Genomic DNA, 21,772 nt, shown 5'->3' with positions numbered 1-21,772 from the left:
TATTAATTAGTTATTACTAATTAGTAATATTAATATTAATTGTGAAAACAAAAACAGGTGATAAATTATGAGTTATGAAGAATTTTTGATGTTAGGTTGCAAACACAACCACTAAAAAAAATTGTGGGGCTAAACTTATTTGCCCCACAAATACAAGGTGATAACATGGAATTTACTCCTTTTTTATTAGTATTTCACATAACTGGTCGATGCAATCTAAATTGTAGTTATTGTTATGCTAGTAAATATTCAAAATATGGTGATTTATCATTAGAAAAAGTTAAAGAAATATTAAATCAAGCAAAAGATTTAGGAACAAAAAATGTAATATTCAGTGGTGGGGAACCCTTACTACATTCGGAAATATTTAAAATTTTAGAATATTCTAATAATCTGTCATTAACTAACCACATTACTTCAAATGGGACACTAATAACAGAAAATACAATTAAAGAACTGAAAAAATATAATGTTGATGTAACAATTAGTGTAGATGGATCTTGTAAAGAAATTAATGATTTAATTAGAGGATCTGGAACTTTTGATAAATCAATTGAAGCAATAAAAAATTTGAAAAAAAATGATATTTATACTTCATTAAGAATGACATTGATGAAAAGTAATTATGATGATGTAAAAAATTATTTAAATTTAGCATTGGAAAACGATGTAGATAGATGCATAATAGAAAGAATTACTCCAATAAACAAATCGGACAACTCAAATATATTATCATTTGAGGATATGCTAAATGTATTCAATTTAATGAAATCTTATTCTCTAGAAACTGGATTAAATGTTGAATCAAATGACCCTTTATGGTTAATTTTTAGTGAAAATTTAGATAATTTCTTAGATAAAAACCATGTTTGTGGTGGATGTACAGCAGGAATATCTGCATTATGTATTAATCAAGATTTATCTGTTTTTTCTTGTCCAAGACTACAAGTCAATTCTGGAAATTTAAATAAAATGACTTTGGAAGAAATTTGGGAAAATTCAGTCATTTTTAAAAATTTAAGAAATAGGGACTTAATAAAAAATTGTATGAATTGCATTTATAAATATCTTTGTGGAGGATGCAGAGGAGCTGCACATTCAAATGGTTTTTATTTAGGAAATGATCCTCAGTGCTGGATGTTTAAAGATGAAATGTGTAATGAGAGTCACTGAATACTGTAATTTAAATTGTTCTTATTGTTATATGGACTCAATGAAATATTACAATAATTTTGAATCCTTAAATACAATTTTAGAAGTTATTAAATCTTTAAATGAATTAAATATTGATAAACTTATAATTAGTGGTGGAGAACCTTTTTTAAGACCAGACATATTCGATATACTCAAAGAATCAAAAAAATACTTTAAAACAACAATATTAACAAATGGATCTTTAATAAATAAAAAAAAAGCAAAATACTTATCAAAAATTGGTATTGATGGAATGAGCATAAGTTTTGAATCAACAAATGCTAATATTCATAACAAATTTAGAGACAATTCATATTATGATGCATTAAATGCCATGAAAATTGTTAAAGATCAAAATATATCTGTTGATATGGGTGTTTGTGTAAGTAAAAACAATGCAAATGATTTTATTAATTTAATTCATATGGCAGAAAATTTAAAATTAGATTCTATTACTTTTGAAGCATTAAATCCAAGTGGAAGAGGAAAAAATTTAAGAAATTTGATGTTAAACTCTTTAGAAACAGAAACCTTTTTAAATAATGTTCATGAATATCTAACAACTCAAAAGCCATCAATAAAAGTTTTCATGTTTTATCCTCAATGGATTCTTTGGGACAAAAAAGCAATAGGTTGTGAAGTTGGAAAATCTCTCATTTCTGTCAAATATAATGGAGATATTTTACCATGTAGCAATCTGCCCATAACAATAGGTAATATTTTAAAAGATGATTTTAATGAAATTTGGAATTCCAATTTAATGGAAAATCTAAGATATAAAAGAACTGGATTTTGTAATGAATGTTTATATAAATGTAAATGTGGAGGTTGTAGAAGCCAAGCTTTAAAAGATGGAAATATATTTTCTTCAGACCATACTTGCAATTACCTGAATAAAATATGATAAAAAAATATAGTGTTTTAGAAAATTATTTTATTGAGTGTCCACCTAAATTGATTTTTTTGGATAATTTATTTTTTTAGAATATTGTTATTTTGAGTTGTAATTGGTTTTTTATTGAGTTTTTCAATGGTTTTTTTGCTTATAATTCCTCTTTCGTAGTAATCGGCGCATATTAGTGTTTCTTTTTTTGTGATTGGATAGTTGTTGGAATTATATGCTTTTTTGATAGTTCCATCAATAGCAACATGATTAGGATCAGTTAATCCATCATCAAAGGATTTTTTCAAGATCATTTACAATAATACTTCAAAATATTGCCCATATTCACGACTATACCTTTGAATTGAACATTTTGATGGTTTAACATCATCTGAAACATACTTATAAATGCCATAATACCTTGTCATGTCTACAATTACTACTGCAGAGTCAATATGTTATGTTTTTGCATAAACAAGTAATTTTAACATTTAATCTAAAGGAATAAATTCCTTTCCTCTCTTTTTCTTAGGATCTTTGATTTCCAAAAGTGGAAAAATTTCTTCAATAAATTCAAGACAAACGCGAAATATGATCTTTTGGAGCATTAAAATCTAATGTTTCAATACCTAATTTTAATTGATTCGTGTCATGCGTTCTTTTAAGTATAAATAATAATACCATATCTACTTATACTTAATAATAAATAGGTACAGCAAAGTATATAAACTTAACCATCTAAAAACAAGTTAAATTAAAATTTAAAGAAAAATAAAAAAATAAGTAAAATCCACACCTAAAAATTTTTTGACCAAAAATTAAAAATCAATTTAGGTGGACACTCTAAAATTAAAAAAAGGAAAATTGAGGTTAAGTTAAACTTAACCTAATCGAAGTTTCAATATTTTAATCAACTTCAATTTATTTTTAAGGGAGTGTTTTTTAATAGATTTTTTCACTTGAGGTTTTATGATTTTAATATCATCAGCCACAGTAGCTGTGTTTTTTATATCAGAGCACGGCTGAATTATAGCATTATACTTATTATAACTTTTAGATTCATAATTATATTTTTTGAAATTTGGTGCGATATTATTTAATCCTAATAGACTAGAAATGATATTATTCATTAATTGGCCTGTAGGAGCCTTCATGAAATCATTATATCCCCCATCCATCATAGGAGTATCTTCATTGGAGAAATTGGAACTAATCGAAAAAACCTCAGGAGTCGTATTTTTATTAGTGAAATTCTCTATAAGGCAGTTACCATCAAAATATTTACCATCATCATTGAAATTATGAACTATTGATAAATTATCAGGAGTATGCCCATTTGCATCCCCATCCAACTCTATATCAAATTTAGAAGAGTTTTTAAATGAGTCGTGTTCATTTTGGAATTTGACATCTTTGTTGAAATCATGATTGTTAGCATCACTTTCACTTGGCAAATCCAGTTGGGTTATATTGACTGGATATACTGACTGATCAAATTCCATTTCATCAGTTTCAGCGCCACTACTCCCTGAAACTTCAGAGATTATAGCGAAAGATAACATAACAAACAAAAATATTGTAATAATATTCTTATTGAAACTCATATTCTCATCTCGCTTTTTGTCAACCTCAAGCTGATGTAAAAAAGTATTACATCAAATATCAGTAATATTCAACAATACTCAAGATTGACAGTAAGTATTTTAAAACAGGTCATATATAAATGTTTTTATTAAAAAATAAGTGAAAATATAAATGATATAGTTAAAAAAAGAATTTTCAGACAAAATTTAAATGGCTAAAACCAGTCCAAATCCCCTCTTTTCAATTGAATTAAAATGAAATTCAACTCACCACTTTGAAACTTCACCTATACAAAGCAGGATAAATAAATTTTAAGTATGCCTGATATTGTATTGTGATTCTATTTCAAATAAAATATAATAGATAATGGCTCCATTTAATAAAATATGCCCGATAAATACCCAATAATATTAAAAAAGGATTAAAATTTGAAAATCCCATATATATTCCTAAACTCTAAAATAAGCAAAATTAATGAGTATTAATAAAATTAAGCCATAAATAATATACTTTGAACATCTTAAGTTAAAGTGAAAATTAAAGAAATTGATTCTCAGGCAATTAAAAAAGCTTAATTTATGTCTTTTTAATCATAAAAAATGGTTAGGCATCTTTTTACTCTAAAATTCAAGCTTAAAATGGAATTTAAATTTAAAGTGAAACTATAAAAAATAACGACAATATCAAGCTTTATTTTTTAATATCCCTTTTTAGAACTGATCTAACCTAAAAAAAATAAAATACAAACGAACGATAAAATATATGATTCTAACAAATTTTAGTGATAAATCTGAAAATATTAATCCATCCGCCATGCAAAATCCTGCCTTCAAATATTATTGCTCCTAAAAGCAATGCAGTAACTAATCAGATTTAACATATAAGAAATCGTCAATAATACTTATTTAAGAGGATTTTGATAAAACTCAAATGGAAATGACCAAATATGCAATGTTTCACTAGAAATAACATTACAGATATTCCAACAACCAAATATTTAAAGTTTCAACAACTAAATAACATCTAGATAAAATGAGTTATGAAAATGATGCCAGAATAATTAATGATGATATTTTTGATTTGATAAACGAAACTTTTGCTCAGGAAAAAAGTAGTCAAAATAATGAATACAGACTCAATTTTTTTAATAGTTATAAGAATTATTTTGTTTTAACAGATGATGGATCTTATTCTATTAATTCAAAAGAAATAAATCATAAAGTTGAAACATTACATACATCTACCGGTGCAATAAGTGAGTCTTTTGAGAAATTTATTAAACCTATGAAATTCGACTATTCAGAAGACATAGTCATTTTAGATATTTGCGCCGGACTAGGTTACAATTCCTCAGCGGCAATAGCGGATTTCATTAAAAATTCGGAATCTGATCTGACCATTGACATGGTCGAAATATCCGCACCGACTCTGGCATGCGGACTATTAGTGCCATCTCCAATTCCAGAGCATGACATTACTAAAAAAGCAATTGAAGATGAATTAGTCGCTCAAGACTATGCAGGATTAAGTTTAGAAACTTCAGAAATTCCAGAAAACATCAGCATTAATGTTTTTGTTGAAGATGCAAGACAAACAGTTCAAAAACTTGAAAGCAATTCTTATGATGCAATATTTTTAGACCCGTTTAGTCAAAACATGGCTCCCGAGTTATTTTCACTTGAATTTTTCAAAGAATTCAGACGCATAATTAAAGACAATGGAATAATAGCAACTTACACCTCATCAGCACCTGTCAGAGAAGGCTTTATTGAAGCCGGATTTTATATTGGTTTAGGTCCAATATTTGGAAGAAAACAAGGCGGAACACTGGCTAGTCCAAATCCATTAATGCTCGATTATTCACTTCCGAAAAATGATGAGATAAGAATAGCTCTCTCTGATGTTGGAATACCATTTAGAGACCCCGGTTTAAACAATTCTAGTGAATTCATTCTTGAGAATAGAGCTGAAAAAAGACATGCTGCACGCCACAACACCAAAATATCTTCAGCAGTTAAAACACCAATATTTTTAGGTCAGGAAATAGATGATGAAAAAACAAAAAGGCGTGTTGAGCGCAATCTAGTTAAAATGAACATTCCATCAACAACTTCTGCTGAAGCAAATTATATTGTTGAAGTTGAAAATGCCTACACTGAAAAACAAGACATTGAAAATAATTCCAGAAATCGGATTTTAGAGATGAAAAAAAGATTAAAAAAAATTAAAGAAGGAAATTAAACCATTACATAATTTCCACTTTTAAGTAAATAAGCCATTTCTTTAGTGGTCTTTACAGGTTGGGTAATTGGAGTCAAATTTCCTCCGATACCGCCATGATTATGTCCAAATATTGAAAAATCACTATCGCAGTGAGCGCAGAAAATTGCCCCTTCAGCTGAAGAACCTTCCTTATGACCGGTAGCAGGGAATATTCCCTTGTCAGTTTTTTCATCACCTGCCCAGAAAATACCCCAGTAAAGCTCATGACTTCCGCAGTATGGACATGTTCTTTCAAGCTCAACCATATAAAAGGAATATCCGTATTTAGATTCTTCACCACTGGCAGATGGCCTGCCAATAGCTAAAATTGTTGAACCGTCCTCTGAAATACCATATTGATTATAGGAACGACCTAGACGATCTTCAACAACAGTAATTTTAACCTTTAAGGTATAACCCGTATTTAAATCCTTACAGACAACACCATATTGTCCTTTTGGCAATTTAAAAGCAATACTAGCAACACCTTTAGAATTGGTTTTAACAGTATGGGCAACTCCGGCTATGGTAATTTCCATATTGGTATTTTTAGCAACAGCACCATTCTGCTTTAAAAGTGTAGCTTCAAAGGTTGAAGATTCATTTTCTATTGCAGCAATATCATGTGCTTTAATAGAAGCCAATTTAACATTGACTTTTGTTTTCAAAACGTAACCTGTGTAGGGATCAACTGATTTGAAGACATAATTTCCTTTATTCAACTTAAAGTTTACAGTTGCAACTCCATTACTGTTTGTTTTGACTTTTTTCTTTGCTCCATTAATATAAATATGAACTTTCTTATTATTGGCTAATTTTTCGTTTACATACAATGTAACCTTGAATTTAGAGGTTGAACCTGTAAAAACAGTCATTTTTTTAGCAGACAATGTTGGTAACACTTTAATTTCACTTTTAACTTTTTCACCAGTTTTTGTGTTAATAGAATATATTTTATAAGAACCAGGCTTAGTGATAATGTTTAAACTAGCTTTCCCTTTGCTGTTGGTTTTCTTATAAAAAGTATTGCCGTTGTATTTGAATTTAATATATTTTTTAGCTAAGACTTTACCATCCTTACCATAAAAAGTAGCTTTAAATTTCTTAGAGCTCCTATAATACTTTTTAAGGTTTGATGTCTTAATAGAAGAATTTACAACAATATTATTTGACATCCGATATCCGTTAGGATGAATCGCCGTAACAATATATTTCCCTGCTTTGAGATTCAAAGAAAGTTTGGCCACTCCCTTTGAATTGGTTTTTTTATTATATGTTCTGCCGTTTAGTTTGAATTTGACCTTGGTGTTTTTTAATAAATTACCGTTACTATCTAGGAATTTTGCTGAGTATTCTTTAGAACTTTTATAAGTTTTTACAACATCACTAGCTTTGATAACCGGCAATACCTCAACATTATTAGTTACATTAGTTAAATTACCATAAAAGGCAAAAACAACATGATTTCCAGCATTCAAATTTAAAGAAATAGCTACTTTACCCTTATCGTCAGTGGTCTCATTATAATTAATCCCATCAATATTTACAGTGATTGGAGTATTATTGACAGGTTTTCCATCTTGTGATAAAACCACTTCATAGTTAGCAGTTCCACCATAATACATTTTTACATCATTACCACTTAAACTATAATTTCCAGAAGAATTTGAAGTGGCCAGAACTTCATCTGCAGATAAATCCTCATTAATCGCCGATGGAGGTTCCTCCTCCATATCATTAACTTCCATATCATCTGTTGTATTTGAATCAATTGCTGAAACAGCACTTAAAGACAACATGAAAACTAATATCATTAAAACTAATTTGCATTTTTTATCAAACATATATAACTCCACATATATTTTTGTATTATACTCTATTTTACTTTTTTGTATAAAAAGCTTTTGATTTTTAAAAAAAGCTCAAATAAGCCTAATTCATAAAAAATAATCCATATAAAGAATATAAATATAATAAAAAGCTCATATTACTTAAAATTAATAACAAAAGATTGATTTCGATTGAAAATTATAGCTTTAAAGTATTGCAAAGTGAATACATGCATCTGGCAATTATAAATGATTATTTTAAAAAATATATTGTTTAAAGTAATTTGAATTAAATCAGCCCAGATTAGATAAAAAAAAGTAATTTAAACATTTAAAATAAAAATTGAAAGTAGAAAATGGTTATTCTACTGTTACGCATTTAGCCAAGTTTTTAGGTTTATCCGGGTCGTGACCCTTTTCAAGAGTAATATAATATGCTATCAGCTGCAAAGGCACAATATAAACCAATGGCGCAATAATTTCTTTAACGTTGCCATTTATTCCAATTACATTATTGGCCTTTGATTTAAGAGATTCATCATCACAAGAACCAATAGCCAATACATTAGCACCTCTAGACTTAACTTCCTCCAAATTACTCATTGTTTTTCTATAACTTTCTCCAGGAGGAATAACAACAACCACCGGAATGTCTTTATCAATTAAAGCTAAAGGACCGTGCTTAAGTTCTCCTGCAGCATAACCTTCACCATGAATATAGGTGATTTCTTTAAGTTTCAAAGCACCTTCCAATGCTGTAGGGTATGAATATCCTCTACCCAAATAGAAAAAGTCACGAGCATAATTATATCTTTTTGATAAGTCTTTTACTAACTCAACACTCTCCAACGCCTCATCAATGAATTCAGGCACCCTATAAATCTCATTTAAAAGTCCGACATTTTTAGACAACAGTGCTGCGAATAAATAAATTGCGGTTAACTGTGCAACATAGGTTTTTGTTGCCGCCACACTAATTTCAGGACCCGCTTGAGTTTGAATAACATATTTTGCACGTCTAGTAATTGATGATCCCACAACATTAACAACACCTAATGTTTTTGAAGTCTGATTGGCCATGTCTAAAGCTTTAAGAGAATCTGCAGTTTCACCAGACTGTGATATGAATATCACTAATGTTTTGTCATTTAAAGTATTGGCGGAGTATTTGAATTCAGATGCAAGTATAACATCAGTCGGAATGCCTGCAAGAGATTCGATTAAATATTTGCCTGTCAAAGATGCATGATAAGAGGTTCCGCATGCTACAAAACAAATCCTTTGAACATCACCCACATCATCAATGATCTTTTGAATGTTGTCCTTTTGAGTTAATGTGTTTTTAACAGCTATTGCCTGTTCATTAATCTCTTTAATCATGAAGTGATCATAACCTTCTTTTTCAGCCATTTCAGGAGTCCAATCAATGGTGACTATCTCTTTGTTGACCATATTATCAAATTCATCATGAACAACAAAACCTTCTTTATCTAAAATGACTATTTCTCCTTTTTCAGGAAAAATTATATCACGGGTATATTTTAAAATAGCTGGTGAATCAGATGCAAGATAATAACCGTCTTCACCTATTCCAACAATCAATGGTGAGTCTTTACGTGTTGCAACAATTTTATCAGGTTCGTTAACGGATATTGCGGCAATTGCATAAGATCCTTCAATAACATCAATTGTTTTTCTAGCAGCATGTTCCAAATCAAATTTCTCGTTCATGAATTTTTGAATCAAATGTGCAATGACTTCTGTATCGGTGTCTGATTTGAATACATGACCTTCAAGAATTAATTTTTCTTTAATTTCCAAGTAATTTTCAATAATACCATTATGAACAACAGCTACAGTATTGTCTTCATCAACATGAGGGTGTGAATTGAGTTTGGATGGATTTCCATGTGTTGCCCACCTTACATGTGCAATTCCAAAGCTTCCCGGCATGTCTTCAAGATCTAATTTTTTGTCAACTTCTTCTATTTTGCCTTCATCCTTTTTAATATGTATCTTATCTTCAAAAAATGTAGCCAAACCAATGGAATCATATCCCCTATATTCTAATTTGGATATGGACTCAAAAAGAATAGGAGCTACATCATTATCCTCTTTCAATATACATCCTACAATTCCGCACATTTAAATCACCTTTGATAATCGTAAATATCCCTATACAAATTTACAACCTCTCCAATTATCATGATGGCTGGAGTGTTGATTTTTTTATCCGAAATATCCTCTAATGTTCCAAATAAAAGATTTTCATTAGCCAATGTTCCATTTTCAACAACACATACCGGTGTGTCAGCTGAACGATATCTCATGATTTCCGAGGTATTCTCTTTAATATTTCCAATACCCATCAATATTATTAAAGTATCAGCAGTATAATCCCAGTGCACTTGACTTTCAGGTTTTGTTGGATCTTCATGACCTGTTACAATAGTGACTGAGGTTGCTAATGCTCTGTGAGTTACAGGCAGTCCAAGAGAGGTTGGCGCTCCAATAGCGGAAGTTACACCTGGAATTACTTCAAATTTGATATCATGTTCCATTAAAGCCAATATTTCTTCTCCACCTCTTCCAAAGACAAAAGGATCTCCTCCTTTAAGTCTAACAACATTTTCATGAGTCTGGGCCTGCTCGATTATTAACTCATTAATTTGATTTTGAGTTTTGTAATGCTCACCTGCTTTTTTACCCACATAAATTCTTTCAACTGTTTCAGGAGCATGAGCCAATATTTCTTCATTAGCCAAATAATCGTATAAAATAACATCAGCTTTATTTAGAGCTTTTACAGCTTTAAGAGTTATTAAATCAGCATCTCCAGGTCCTGCACCAATCAAATAAACTACCATATAATCACTTTATAAAAATCCTTTAAAGAAGTTCAAACCATCATCTGAACCAAATATTTCCTCACATGCTCTTTCAGGGTGAGGCATCATTGCACAGACAAGACCTGATTCATCGCAGACACTTGTAATAGCTTCCATAGAACCATTAGGGTTTTTACCTTCAAATTGTAAAACGATTTGGTCTTGGTCTTTTAACAAATCAATGTCCTCTGTGTAAAATCTCCCTTCAGCATGTGCAATCGGAAGATCAATAATCTGGTCTTTCTTAAATGCTTTTGTAAATGGAGTCCTATTGGTGGCGACTTTTAATCTAGACCATTCACAATTGAATTTGGGAGTTTCATTTGTAATGAAAATGCCTGGAACAAGTCCAATTTCACCTAAAATCTGTGCACCGTTACATATTCCTAAAACAGGTTTTTCTTCCTTTACCAATTGCCTGATTCCATCAATGATCGGAGTGATAGATGCAATTGCACCTGCCCTTAGGTAATCCCCATATGAAAATCCTCCAGGAATGACAATGCCATCATAGTCTGTTAATTTTTCTTCACTCCACCAGACATATTCAGGTGTGAGACCTGCAAGTTCACATGCTTGTGCCACATCACGGTCACAATTGGTTCCCGGAAATCTGATTACTCCAATTTTCATTTTTACACCTATTTACCGCAAGCGGAGTTTTGTGGAATAACGCTGATTTTATAATTATGAATAACCGGATTACAGAGCAATCTTTCGCACATGTCAGTAGCGTTAGCTCTTATTACCTCCCGGTCTTCCCCTTCCATTTGGAATGTGAGAATTTCCTTAGTCCTTACATTCTTAACATTATAACCTAATAATTCTAAAGATCTCTCAATTGTAGTGGCTTCAGGGTTTAACATGCCACTTTTAAGTGAAATTTTAACTTCAATATCGAATAACATTTAAATCACCTTTTCTTCATCTGTGAGGATTCTATTATATACTTCAATATAAGCATCCATTACTTCATCATCCTTGCCTTTTCTGAACAATTCTTTATCAAGCATGTGCAGGGTTTTACTGTCCCATAATCTGCAACTGTCAGGAGATATTTCATCACCTAAAAGAATGTTTCCATTAACATCCTTACCGAATTCAACCTTAAAATCAACTAGGATAATTCCTGCATCTTCAAAGAATTCAATTAATATTTCATTGATTTTCAAAGCTTCTTCGGTTAAAATATCAATTTCTTCTTGAGTAGCTATTCCTAAGGATTTGATAATGGAATCATTAAGCATCGGGTCATGGTATTCATCTGCTTTAAAGTCCATTTGTAAAATGGGAGGTTCTAATTTAGTGCCATCTTCAAGGGGATATTTTCTAACTAGACTACCAGTTGCGATATTTCTTACAATGACCTCGATTGGAATCATTTCAAGCTTTTTTGCAAGCATGACATTAGGTTCGATTAAGTCGACAAATTGAGTTGCAATGCCATTTTCATCTAAAACTTTAAAGATTTTAGCAGAAATCACAGCATTATAAGCTCCTTTATCATTCATAACCTCTTTTCTCTCACCATCACCAGCAGTCATATCATCTCTAAACTCGATTATGACTTCATCATCTTTATCAGTAGCAAATACGCTTTTTACTTTTCCACTGTTAATTAACTCTTTTTTGTCCATGATATCAACAAAATTATTAAATTACTATAATGTAATTTTAGAAGTTAATATTATATAAAAATAGTTAAAAATAGTGTTATAATTTATTAATCGGAATTTCATCACCTTTATTTTGACCAAACTTCATTCCATTTAAAAGCCCGTTAGGAAGAATAGACATTATAACAACCGGAAACTCCTCGCGCGGTTTGATAAACATCATATGGGTCAAGTCCTGGCGAGTTGTAACTGTTATTTCATAAATATTATCTTTTTTAGTTATATCTCCCTCTAAAAAGACATCGTTGAATGTTTGATTTAAAAGGTAATTAGGGAAAGTTTCCCTAATTTCAAAATGATTTAACAATTCTTCAAAAATCATCATCTCATTCCATGCTTGGAAGTTTACCCTGATCGGAACCATAGGATGAACCTATCAATTTGCCGGAATCAGTATCATACTGTCTAAATCCTCCATCCTTATATGTTACTTCACGATAGTATCCTTCACCATTTTGAGCATTGAATTTAACTTCTTCACTTACAATATCATCAACAATGCTGTCTGAATCATCTGATGAAGAGTTGGAACTTCCAGAAGATGTAACATTACTTACTTTATCTACCACATCATTTACCGCATCTGAATCCGCATCATCAGTACTGATTCCTGCATTCTTAATAAAATAGAATGCGGCTGCACCACCAACGAGCAATATTGCTGCAATGATTGCAATTATTAATAAAATAAAGCCTTTCATATTTTCACCTCATTAAACTTTCAATAGATATTTGAATATAGCTGTTAAAATATTTTTCTGTTGCACTTATATATTATAAAAATGTTACTATTAATCATGAATATAAAAAACACCGTTATCCTCATTATATTTTTACTTTCAGTATTAGGGTTGATACTGGGAGTATACTACACAGAAGAGGCCGGCAATGCTGATTCTCATGAAAATAATTATGAAAGGATTTATGACGAAAAAAATGGTGTTGAAACCGTTACCCTAGAAAAAAAAGAAAAAAATGAGTTAAGCAAATATTTTACTTAAACTCTCTCTTTAGCATTATCCCATTCAGGATTACGTGCCGGAAGAATTGTGAACATTAAACTTGCTATTACCAATATCAACGCTGAAATAATCGTGAAATTTAATTGGTCGATAGAACCGTTATTAAATACGTCAATCATTCCACCAATCCAAATAACAGCTATGAAAACTGGAAGAATATATTTAACAATCACTAACCACCATTTACCAAGTTTAATTGTTTTGCTGTGTGAATTTAAAAAGTCAATTAGTTTTTCGGCTTTGAATATCCAAGCAAATATGATACATTCAGCAACTACACCCAACAACAATGCAATTTGGTTAATAAATGTATCTACAAATCCAAGAAGAGATCCACCATATCCAGTAGCATAAAGCATAGACACTGCTGCACCAACAACAATCAATACTGTCATTGTTTTTCCTCTTGAAAGACCGAACTTATTCTGAATTGAAAAAGACAACGGCTCAATAGTAGATAAAATACTTGTAAGGCCCGCCAGATAAACTGTTAAGAAGAACAGTGGACCTAAAATAAATGCCCAATTGCCCAGTACATTAAATACTGTAGGATATGCAATAAATACAAGTCCAGTTCCCTGAGTTACAAGGTCAGCTACTGCTGTACCGGATTGCAAAGACATATAACCTAAAATTGAGAAAACACCCAATGCTGCAAAGTTTTCAAACAAAGAATTTGCAAGAACAATTGAAATAGTGTTTGTAACCAAATCAGAATCGTCTTTAGTATAACTTGCAAATGTAAATGCAATCGACATTCCCAAACTCAACGAAAAAACAATCTGACCAAATGCAGCCATCCAAATTTCAAAATGTGTAAGTAAAGACCAATCAGGATTAAATAGCTCAGATAGACCAATTGAAGCACCAGGCAAAGTCAGTGAAAATCCAACAATGATTACCATTATAATAAATAATAAAGGCACTAAAACTTTGGATACCTTTCCAAGACCCGCTTCTAAGTCCCTATGTGAAATAAACCAAATAATTACCCAACCAGCAAGCATTGCAACTGCAACTAATGGAACGAACTGTAATAATCCTAAATAAGAGTCGCTAGATTGTAGAACAGAAGTTATGAAATAAGAATTAGGATCTGCTCCCCAACCCTTAAAGAAACTTAAAATAATGTAAATTCCATCCCAACCTAAAATAGCTGAGTAATAAATCATAATCATAAAAACCGCAACTGGTAAAAACCAGCCAATATACTCACATTTAGAGTTAATCTTCTTTACCGCCTTTGCAAAAGAAGACTTGAAATTATATCCTACACCATACTCTAAAATTAAAAATGGAATACCCATTAAAAGGATAGCTACAATATACGGAATGTAAAATGCACCACCCCCATTTGAATAAAGTACATAAGGATACCTCCAAATGTTTCCAAGACCAACTGCAGAACCTATCATTGCAAGTATGAATGACATGTTACTGCCCCATTCGTTTTTGTCTGCCATAATTCTATATTCCTATAAATTATATTAAACAGTATGTAATTAAAGTTTTAAATATCTTTAGTTTCATTTAGAATTTAAATTATGTTTAAACGAACATTTGAATAAACACATTAAATTAAATTTATAAAAAAAATTTTAAAACGAAATTTAAATTTTTGACTGATTTTTAATATACTGTATAAAATATATTATGAAGAAAAGTAACAACTGCAATTATAGCTATTAAATAATTTCGTATAAGAGCTTATGCAATAACAAACAATAAATGATCTAGGAATATTTTATAACTGATTGTGAAGCAAATAGTGAAAGTAGCAGTTCAACACAATGCAGCAATTATGGAAAAGCAACATTAAATGTTCAACTGAATCCAATGCAAAAATAGCATTGAATTAACCAATGTTATCTAACTTGGACAAGTGGTTGAAATAGACCCCTGAAGCGAATATCTTGATTTATGTGGAGCATTTATCTATCAAAATATGAGTGGAAATGCTGATGTTGGAACTTCTACATCCATCAAACAAACTTCAAGCTCCCAATAGCTGAAGATTCTCCAGCTACAGCATCGCATCATTCCCATAATCAACACTGATCATACAATTAATTTAGACAGTACGGAATTAAGTTTTGGCAGTTCTTAGAATATTACAGTCAAAATCAATGATGAATCCCATATAATGGATATGAAAGATTAGTTCTTTCCTAATTTTATTTTTTTAAGTTTATCCTTCAATCCAATCTTTTGCTTTTGAAACATCCCTCGTGAAGCGTGTTCCTTTTGCAAAGTCAAGTCCAGAGTAAGTTGCTTGTAAATCACTTACACATTTATCAATACCAGAACCTCCGGAAGTGTAAAATGCCTTGATTGTTTTTCCAGATAAATCTACACTTTCAATGAATGTATTGATGATTGCAGGTGCTTTATACCACCATACAGGAAATCCGATAACAACAGTATCATATCCACTCACATCACAAGTTTCAACAATTGGAGGTCTGAATGATTTATCGTTCATTTCAATTGTTGATCTTGAGTCTTTATTGGTATAATCTAAGTCTGCAACAATATAAAACTCTTCAGGCACTATCTCGAATACATCATATCCATTTTCATTAGCTATTTTCTCAGCTACATTTTTGGTAACTCCACTAGCTGAAAAATAAGCAACTAATACATTACTTATAATTATCACCTAATAAAAAAAATAATCTCTCATATTATATAATTGTTTACATTCACAATAATAAAATTCATGGAAAAGAGTAAATCTAAAAAGATAACCTTGTAGAACCCCTTATCTTAAATAATTTGATTTTTATGCAAATAAAGGATTATATAAATAAAACAAACTAAAAATTCGATATTCACCTGGATTTTTAAAAATCCTTTCTTAATTTTATCTAAAAAAAAATATGTCAATACTGAATGTTTTCCGTTGAATTATTAAAAACAAACATAAGTTATGAAAACTAACGTTAGTCCATATTTATTTAAAGTAGGTCATCGAAAAATTGTATAGTAACTATTTTTTGGTTAGTTAGGTACTACAAAATTTCACGTTGCAAGTAAGGATATTTTTAAAAATTTACTTACAAATAGTTATTATAAAAATCTTTTAAATTATTTTTATCATCTTCAGATAAGTCATGCCAACGAATATCCTGTATAGCTCCTTCCAATGCCATTAATCTATTTATACATGCACTTTCATCTATCCCTTTAATTTTTAACCATGCTTCTTTACTGCCAATATCAATCAAGTCATCGACAGTGTTTATTCCAACTTCATTTAATTGTCCCGCTAATACTTTACCAATATTCGGAAGTTTAGACAGTTCACCCATTTCAATACCTCCAATAATTATCTCTTTAAGAAATTTAGCATTTTTAAGATTTATAGTTATGGTTTGCAAAATTAATGTCAATACTGAATGTTTTCAATGCAATTATTCAGAAATTACTAGAGCTAAAAGAAAAATAATAATTATCGGAAATAAAAATGCCTAAAAACAAACCATTATGTATTAATTCAATTAGTGGAAAATGAAAAATTAATACAATAATGGACATATAATGCTTTTTAATTAATATGGTTTTGGAATAACTGTTTTAATACCGTTTAAATATTTAACATAAGCATCAATACCATATACTTCCTTTATACTCTCACTATTAATAGTATCTTCACCACCACAACTAAAAACCTTCCCATCTTTTAGTAAAATAAATTTATTAGAATATCTTAGTGCTAAGTTTATATCATGTAAAACAATTATTGGAGTTATTTTTTTATCTTTTGCAATTGTTTTAAGTAAATTCATTACCTCATATTGATTTTTCAAATCTAAATCACTTGTAGGTTCGTCGAGAAGAAGAATTTTAGGGTCTTGAACAAGTGCACGAGCCAAAACAACTTTTTGTAATTCCCCACCACTAAGATTATTAATATATCTTAGTGCATAAGATTCTATATTTAACAGCTTCATTATATTTTTTGTTAGTTTTATATCACTTTCAGAAACATTCCATGTTATATATGGCCTTCTTCCTAGCAATATAGCATCAAAAACTGTTGATCTTTCAATGGGAACTTTTTGAGGAACATAAGCGATTTTTTGTGCTAGTTCTGAATTATCCATGCTCACAATATCTTCATCATTTAATAAAATAGAACCTTTTTTATAGTTTAATATTTTATTTATGCATTTTAAAAGTGTAGATTTCCCAGAACCATTAACCCCTAAAATAGAAACAAAATCGCCCTCTTCAACTGTAAAATTTATTCCACTTAGTACTTCAATATCCTTGTAAGAAAAAAATACATCATTAACTGATAAAATCATAAAATCACCTAATACCTCATTTTTATAATTATATAAAGAAACATAGGACCGCCCATAAATGCAGTTATTATACCGACAGGAAGAATGATTGGCGCCAGAATTGACTTAGCCAATGTGTCTGAAATTAGTAAAATCAAAGCTCCCAACAATCCAGATGCCGGGATTAAAAATCTATGGTCATTACCAAGAATTCTTCTCATAATATGTGGAGCTATTAATCCTACAAATCCAATTACTCCTAAAAAAGCAACAGTTAAAGCTGCCGTGAATGATGACAATAATAAAGCAGTTAAACGAATTTTTTCAGTATTTAATCCAAAACTTTTAGCTGTAACTTCACCTGCAGAAAGACTATTATAATCCCAAGAATGATAAATAAAATAGGAAATTGATGGAATAAGTATTATTAACATAATCCAAAAATCATTCCAAACAGCTCTGCTTACATCACCGAATGTCCAAAATATAGTTGCAGCAATTTGAGTATCACTTGCAAAATACTGTAAAAACATAGTTCCTGCTGAAAATAATGCACTCATTGCAACTCCTGCAAGTATCATTACTTCCGGAGTCAAATTCCGAATTTTTGAAATTATAATTATTGCAATTACACCAATTAAAGCACCTATAAACGCGAAAAAAACAGTTAGGTAAGGATTATTCAGTATTACTGCATCTGCTTGGGAACTATATAATGTTCCAGCACCTAAAACAATTATGGAAAATGAAGCTCCAAAAGCAGCACCCTGAGAAATGCCCATTGTATAAGGACTTGCAAGAGGATTTCTAAGTACACATTGCAGTATTGTACCTTCAACCCCCATAAAAATCCCTGCAACTATCGCAACGACAATTCTTGATATCCGAATATTCCAAATTATTGATGAATCTTTAGTTTCTAAAAAAATAGATAATAATATTTCTTTAAAACTTAAATTAGTAGCTCCTACTTTTATTGAACATAAAGCTGTTATTGCCAATAATATAGATAAAATTAAAATAATTATAAGTTTTCTATTTATATACTCTTGATATGTTTTAGTGCTTGACTTCAACTATCTCACTTTTTTTGCAATTATGATTTTATCTTCTGCTGTTGTTCCAAAAGAAGCATTATGATGATTAATCGGAAATATATCTAAAATTTCAAATCCAAGATCTTCTAAATTCTTTAAATATGACTCATAAGACAAATCATTTTTAAAGGTGTATCTTATTTTTCCTTTATTTGACATGTTAAAATTAGTGAAATTCCATTCTAAATTATTTAAAATATCATCTAAATTCAATTCTGTTTTTGTCGGGAAATATTGTTTATTTATAAAAAGTCCATTCATATTTAATGACTCATAAATTTTTTCTGCAATTTTCGCATTTTTTCCACCAGGATTGTAAGAAGAAAATATTACATCATAAGAACCTTTTAAATCATCATCATAGAAATTTCCAGGAATTAAAACTATATCCGAATCATATTTATCACAAAATTTTTTAGTTTCATTTAATACATTTGGAAAGTCAAAAACAAATGCCTTTAAATCGGGATTTAATTTTTTAAATCCAATAGCATACAAACCATGACCCCCTCCAATATCCAATAATGTTTTAGAATCTTTAAACTCATCATATTTTTTAACTATATTTAAAGTTTCTTGCAACTCACCAGACACAGCATCTTCAGCCATTGCTTTAATAATAAATTCAAAAAAGTTTTCATCATATTTTATTTCTTTAGAATACAGGATATTTTCCAAATCATTCCAATATGATAAAGGTTGGTTTAAAGATTCGATAATGGTTTTTCTTTGAAAATATGAATTTGAGTTTAAATAAATATTAGAAATTTCTTTATTTTTGTAATTTCCATTATTTTTTTCTATTAACTCTAATTTTACCAAAGCTTCCAAAATATAATAAATTACATCATGATCAATTGAAAATCTTTTAGAAAGTTCTGAACAGCTATGTTCTTCTTCTAAAATATTAAATAATCCTATATTTAATGATGTTTTAATAATATTAAATACTTTAATTCCTTTAGTTGCAAAATTTAAAATTTTTTCAAATTCCAAAACAGAAACTGAAGGTTCCTCCATAATATCCATAAATACCATCCATAATATTAAATTAAACCGGTACAGCTTCAAATGCCTTATAATGTGAGGTTATATTTCTTGCAGCGTTTTCACCGCCATCTCCGTTGAATTTAATGAATATCTCCTCTGTTTTTTTATCCATATCCACATCTTTAAATTCTTCAGGATATAAAACCTTACCTACATAATAAGAGTTTGAAAACATTTCTTCTTTATTATAGCTGTATAAACAGTAAGTTAATAAATTATGAACTTTTTTATCTTTTATAGCAGACATATGTTTATAATCTGGATTTTTAGAAATATCTTCTCTAATAACCTGATAGCTTGCACCTTCAATAAAAATATAATCTGGATTCCACTTAATTAATTGTTCCTTATCAACTTGGATTGCATGTATAGTTGCATTATCTCCACCAACCCCATTTACAACATTTGTAGTATTTAAATGTGTAAAAGAAGGATAATAAGGATTAGTAGAAGTTATACCATGAACACCGTAAAATGCTTGTCCTGCAACATAAACTGTTTTATCTTTTTTAGCATGCTCGACTCTTTTTTCAAGATCATCTTCAATTTCATCCATATAACCGATTAATTCATTAGCTCTATCTTCTTTACCTAAAATCTTCCCCATCATGATTAATGAGTTTTCATACTTTTCCATTTGTTGTTCTGTTCCAACAGCTCCAACATATGTAACAAATGTTGGAATACCTGTTTTATTTTGAATTAGATTAGCTTGTTCAGGAGTTCCTGCAAATACAACATCCGGTTTTAAACTTGATAATTTTTCATAATCAACAGTGTCAGTTTTTGCATTGCCAATTATTGGTAATTTTATTAATTTTTCATTAGATTTTATGTATGGTAATTCATTACCCCATCCTCCTTTAGAATCAGATTCCATCTGTTCAATTCCTACAATTTTGTCTTCTGCATCAAGATAAACAATCTCTCTTGCAGTACATCCAACACCTACAACATTTTCCACATTATCTGGGACATTAACAGTTCTACCTGCCATATCTTTTATTGTTATCATCCCATTTACGCTTTCATTTGAATTATCACTGTAATTAACTGCAAAAACAGTAATTATAGCTACAATAACAATTACAATACCAATATAAATTTTTTTATCCATATCAACATCACCATATTAAAGGATTAAAGTATTACAAAAATTAATAAAAACAATATAGTAGTAATACAAAAAAATATTTAAATAATACTTCAATATTTAAAAGTATTTAATTCATTAATATTTAAATATTTTTAAAATACTTCATTCGGCTCTTTCAAAAACTTGTGTGATTTTTTTTCTTTTTCATTTTTTTATGTTCCAATAATTTAGTTAGGATGAATCTTGTTAAAAGTTCTTGTTTTATCTTCATTGTTCTTTTTATGTGTTTTGGGAATACTTTTTGGAGGATGTTTTCGATTTTATTGTTTGTTGATGGAATATTTGTGTTTTCAAGGTGGTTTGTTAATTTTTTAAAGTAGGGAATGATGAATTTCCATAGGATTTTGTATTGTGAAGTTGTTTTGAGGGTATTTTTTTATCAATCAATATGTCACGTAGTTTTTTTTTAGCATCATTGAGTGTTTCTGCATCCAATATTTTTATAAATGTCTTGTTTTAATTCTGTTAAGATTTCTTTTTCTTTGTCTGGTAGTTGGTTTTTATTGAAATGGTCTTTAAATTTTTTGTTTATGTTTTGTTTCACGTGGAATTTGCAGAAATGATGTTTTACTTTTAGTTTATCTATTGCTTCTCGATATTCATGTTTTAAGTCATGTTCCTATTGATATTTTCTTTTGATTTCTTAGTGATTCGTTTAAGAATTGATAAATGGTCTTGGAATCTTCTGATTCGACTAATTTGACTGAAACTAAAGTATTCAGTTTAACGTCGAATAATGCTAAAAATATAATATCCAAATTCCATTAATTTTGACCCAAAGACTGTCGAATAGGTAATAACCGGAATAAGTCCAATTTGGATAGTTAAATTGATAATTTGAG

General features: G+C 29.8%; 21 protein-coding genes. 4 read left to right on the top strand and 17 right to left on the bottom strand.

Going from position 1 to position 21,772, the window contains the following annotated elements:
• The first annotated feature begins 165 nt into the window (after positions 1-165).
• Positions 166-1,173 (top strand): radical SAM protein, encoded by a 1,008-nt coding sequence (locus Q9969_RS01075; RefSeq protein WP_305553497.1) that lies wholly within the window; start codon positions 166-168, stop codon positions 1,171-1,173.
• On the top strand, positions 1,148-2,098 hold the full coding sequence (locus Q9969_RS01070; RefSeq protein WP_305553494.1) for a radical SAM protein: 951 nt from the start codon (positions 1,148-1,150) through the stop codon (positions 2,096-2,098). The genes Q9969_RS01075 and Q9969_RS01070 overlap by 26 nt, the downstream gene beginning before the upstream one ends.
• 68 nt (positions 2,099-2,166) lie before the next feature.
• On the opposite strand, the gene Q9969_RS01065 is transcribed toward Q9969_RS01070, so the two are convergent.
• Positions 2,167-2,391 carry a hypothetical protein gene (locus tag Q9969_RS01065; protein ID WP_305553491.1) on the bottom strand — a complete coding sequence of 75 codons (225 nt, stop codon included), beginning with the start codon at positions 2,389-2,391 and terminating at the stop codon, positions 2,167-2,169.
• A gap of 567 nt (positions 2,392-2,958) precedes the next feature.
• On the bottom strand, positions 2,959-3,681 hold the full coding sequence (locus tag Q9969_RS01060; RefSeq protein WP_305553488.1) for a hypothetical protein: 723 nt from the start codon (positions 3,679-3,681) through the stop codon (positions 2,959-2,961).
• A 1,012-nt stretch (positions 3,682-4,693) separates the two neighbouring features.
• Here Q9969_RS01060 and Q9969_RS01055 point away from each other — a divergent pair.
• Positions 4,694-5,902 (top strand): MnmC family methyltransferase, encoded by a 1,209-nt coding sequence (locus Q9969_RS01055; RefSeq protein ID WP_305553485.1) that lies wholly within the window; start codon positions 4,694-4,696, stop codon positions 5,900-5,902.
• Here Q9969_RS01055 and Q9969_RS01050 read toward each other — a convergent pair.
• The 8 genes from Q9969_RS01050 to Q9969_RS01015 form a co-directional block, all read right to left on the bottom strand.
• Positions 5,899-7,767: a hypothetical protein gene (locus Q9969_RS01050; RefSeq protein WP_305553482.1), complete on the bottom strand. Its 1,869-nt coding sequence runs from the start codon at positions 7,765-7,767 to the stop codon at positions 5,899-5,901. The two genes, Q9969_RS01055 and Q9969_RS01050, sit on opposite strands and share 4 nt — an antisense overlap.
• A 345-nt stretch (positions 7,768-8,112) precedes the next feature.
• A complete protein-coding gene (glmS, locus tag Q9969_RS01045) occupies positions 8,113-9,897 on the bottom strand; it encodes a glutamine--fructose-6-phosphate transaminase (isomerizing) (protein ID WP_305553479.1) in 1,785 nt (594 codons plus the stop codon).
• 5 nt (positions 9,898-9,902) lie between these two features.
• Positions 9,903-10,619 (bottom strand): uroporphyrinogen-III C-methyltransferase, encoded by a 717-nt coding sequence (gene cobA, locus Q9969_RS01040; protein ID WP_305553476.1) that lies wholly within the window; start codon positions 10,617-10,619, stop codon positions 9,903-9,905.
• Between the two features lie 9 nt (positions 10,620-10,628).
• Positions 10,629-11,273 carry a phosphoribosylformylglycinamidine synthase subunit PurQ gene (gene purQ, locus Q9969_RS01035; protein WP_305513250.1) on the bottom strand — a complete coding sequence of 215 codons (645 nt, stop codon included), beginning with the start codon at positions 11,271-11,273 and terminating at the stop codon, positions 10,629-10,631.
• Between the two features lie 8 nt (positions 11,274-11,281).
• Positions 11,282-11,548, bottom strand: a complete 267-nt coding sequence (purS, locus tag Q9969_RS01030) for a phosphoribosylformylglycinamidine synthase subunit PurS (protein WP_305513248.1) — start codon at positions 11,546-11,548, stop codon at positions 11,282-11,284.
• On the bottom strand, positions 11,549-12,277 hold the full coding sequence (purC, locus tag Q9969_RS01025; protein ID WP_305553473.1) for a phosphoribosylaminoimidazolesuccinocarboxamide synthase: 729 nt from the start codon (positions 12,275-12,277) through the stop codon (positions 11,549-11,551).
• A gap of 76 nt (positions 12,278-12,353) precedes the next feature.
• Positions 12,354-12,680 (bottom strand): hypothetical protein, encoded by a 327-nt coding sequence (locus Q9969_RS01020; RefSeq protein ID WP_305553469.1) that lies wholly within the window; start codon positions 12,678-12,680, stop codon positions 12,354-12,356.
• Positions 12,643-13,017, bottom strand: a complete 375-nt coding sequence (locus Q9969_RS01015) for a flagellar protein, FliL (protein ID WP_305513243.1) — start codon at positions 13,015-13,017, stop codon at positions 12,643-12,645. The genes Q9969_RS01020 and Q9969_RS01015 overlap by 38 nt, the downstream gene beginning before the upstream one ends.
• A 96-nt stretch (positions 13,018-13,113) precedes the next feature.
• Here Q9969_RS01015 and Q9969_RS01010 point away from each other — a divergent pair, with 96 nt between their 5' ends.
• Positions 13,114-13,317 (top strand): hypothetical protein, encoded by a 204-nt coding sequence (locus tag Q9969_RS01010; protein WP_305513241.1) that lies wholly within the window; start codon positions 13,114-13,116, stop codon positions 13,315-13,317.
• Here Q9969_RS01010 and Q9969_RS01005 read toward each other — a convergent pair.
• From Q9969_RS01005 to Q9969_RS00975, 7 genes are all read right to left on the bottom strand, one after another.
• On the bottom strand, positions 13,314-14,801 hold the full coding sequence (locus Q9969_RS01005; RefSeq protein WP_305553466.1) for a sodium-dependent transporter: 1,488 nt from the start codon (positions 14,799-14,801) through the stop codon (positions 13,314-13,316). The two genes, Q9969_RS01010 and Q9969_RS01005, sit on opposite strands and share 4 nt — an antisense overlap.
• Positions 14,802-15,526: 725 nt before the next feature.
• On the bottom strand, positions 15,527-15,997 hold the full coding sequence (locus Q9969_RS01000; protein WP_305553463.1) for a flavodoxin: 471 nt from the start codon (positions 15,995-15,997) through the stop codon (positions 15,527-15,529).
• Between the two features lie 397 nt (positions 15,998-16,394).
• Positions 16,395-16,649: a TfoX/Sxy family protein gene (locus tag Q9969_RS00995; RefSeq protein ID WP_305553460.1), complete on the bottom strand. Its 255-nt coding sequence runs from the start codon at positions 16,647-16,649 to the stop codon at positions 16,395-16,397.
• Positions 16,650-16,889: 240 nt separating this feature from the next.
• Positions 16,890-17,648 carry an ABC transporter ATP-binding protein gene (locus tag Q9969_RS00990; protein ID WP_305553457.1) on the bottom strand — a complete coding sequence of 253 codons (759 nt, stop codon included), beginning with the start codon at positions 17,646-17,648 and terminating at the stop codon, positions 16,890-16,892.
• Between the two features lie 8 nt (positions 17,649-17,656).
• Positions 17,657-18,703, bottom strand: coding sequence for an iron ABC transporter permease (locus Q9969_RS00985; RefSeq protein ID WP_305553455.1), 1,047 nt, complete (start codon positions 18,701-18,703; stop codon positions 17,657-17,659).
• Positions 18,704-19,753 (bottom strand): class I SAM-dependent methyltransferase, encoded by a 1,050-nt coding sequence (locus Q9969_RS00980; RefSeq protein WP_305553452.1) that lies wholly within the window; start codon positions 19,751-19,753, stop codon positions 18,704-18,706.
• Between the two features lie 22 nt (positions 19,754-19,775).
• Complete coding sequence (locus Q9969_RS00975) at positions 19,776-20,891, bottom strand: ABC transporter substrate-binding protein (RefSeq protein ID WP_305553449.1); 1,116 nt, start codon at positions 20,889-20,891, stop codon at positions 19,776-19,778.
• Between the last annotated feature and the right edge of the window lie 881 nt (positions 20,892-21,772).

This window comes from Methanobrevibacter sp. V74 (genome assembly GCF_963082495.1).
GTDB lineage: Archaea > Methanobacteriota > Methanobacteria > Methanobacteriales > Methanobacteriaceae > Methanocatella.
This window is presented reverse-complemented; position numbering and strand designations above follow the sequence as displayed.

Coding starts and splice junctions, on each gene's coding strand:
- Q9969_RS00975 (WP_305553449.1), bottom strand. CDS start 20,891: ATGGATAAAAAAATTTATATTGGTATTGTAATTGTTATTGTAGCTATA.
- Q9969_RS01060 (WP_305553488.1), bottom strand. CDS start 3,681: ATGAGTTTCAATAAGAATATTATTACAATATTTTTGTTTGTTATGTTA.
- Q9969_RS00990 (WP_305553457.1), bottom strand. CDS start 17,648: ATGATTTTATCAGTTAATGATGTATTTTTTTCTTACAAGGATATTGAA.
- purQ (WP_305513250.1), bottom strand. CDS start 11,273: ATGAAAATTGGAGTAATCAGATTTCCGGGAACCAATTGTGACCGTGAT.
- Q9969_RS00980 (WP_305553452.1), bottom strand. CDS start 19,753: ATGGATATTATGGAGGAACCTTCAGTTTCTGTTTTGGAATTTGAAAAA.
- Q9969_RS01070 (WP_305553494.1), top strand. CDS start 1,148: ATGAAATGTGTAATGAGAGTCACTGAATACTGTAATTTAAATTGTTCT.
- Q9969_RS01055 (WP_305553485.1), top strand. CDS start 4,694: ATGAGTTATGAAAATGATGCCAGAATAATTAATGATGATATTTTTGAT.
- Q9969_RS01065 (WP_305553491.1), bottom strand. CDS start 2,391: ATGATCTTGAAAAAATCCTTTGATGATGGATTAACTGATCCTAATCAT.
- Q9969_RS01075 (WP_305553497.1), top strand. CDS start 166: ATGGAATTTACTCCTTTTTTATTAGTATTTCACATAACTGGTCGATGC.
- Q9969_RS00995 (WP_305553460.1), bottom strand. CDS start 16,649: ATGGGTGAACTGTCTAAACTTCCGAATATTGGTAAAGTATTAGCGGGA.
- purS (WP_305513248.1), bottom strand. CDS start 11,548: ATGTTATTCGATATTGAAGTTAAAATTTCACTTAAAAGTGGCATGTTA.
- Q9969_RS01005 (WP_305553466.1), bottom strand. CDS start 14,801: ATGGCAGACAAAAACGAATGGGGCAGTAACATGTCATTCATACTTGCA.
- Q9969_RS01050 (WP_305553482.1), bottom strand. CDS start 7,767: ATGTTTGATAAAAAATGCAAATTAGTTTTAATGATATTAGTTTTCATG.
- Q9969_RS01010 (WP_305513241.1), top strand. CDS start 13,114: ATGAATATAAAAAACACCGTTATCCTCATTATATTTTTACTTTCAGTA.
- purC (WP_305553473.1), bottom strand. CDS start 12,277: ATGGACAAAAAAGAGTTAATTAACAGTGGAAAAGTAAAAAGCGTATTT.
- cobA (WP_305553476.1), bottom strand. CDS start 10,619: ATGGTAGTTTATTTGATTGGTGCAGGACCTGGAGATGCTGATTTAATA.
- glmS (WP_305553479.1), bottom strand. CDS start 9,897: ATGTGCGGAATTGTAGGATGTATATTGAAAGAGGATAATGATGTAGCT.
- Q9969_RS01015 (WP_305513243.1), bottom strand. CDS start 13,017: ATGAAAGGCTTTATTTTATTAATAATTGCAATCATTGCAGCAATATTG.
- Q9969_RS01020 (WP_305553469.1), bottom strand. CDS start 12,680: ATGGTTCCGATCAGGGTAAACTTCCAAGCATGGAATGAGATGATGATT.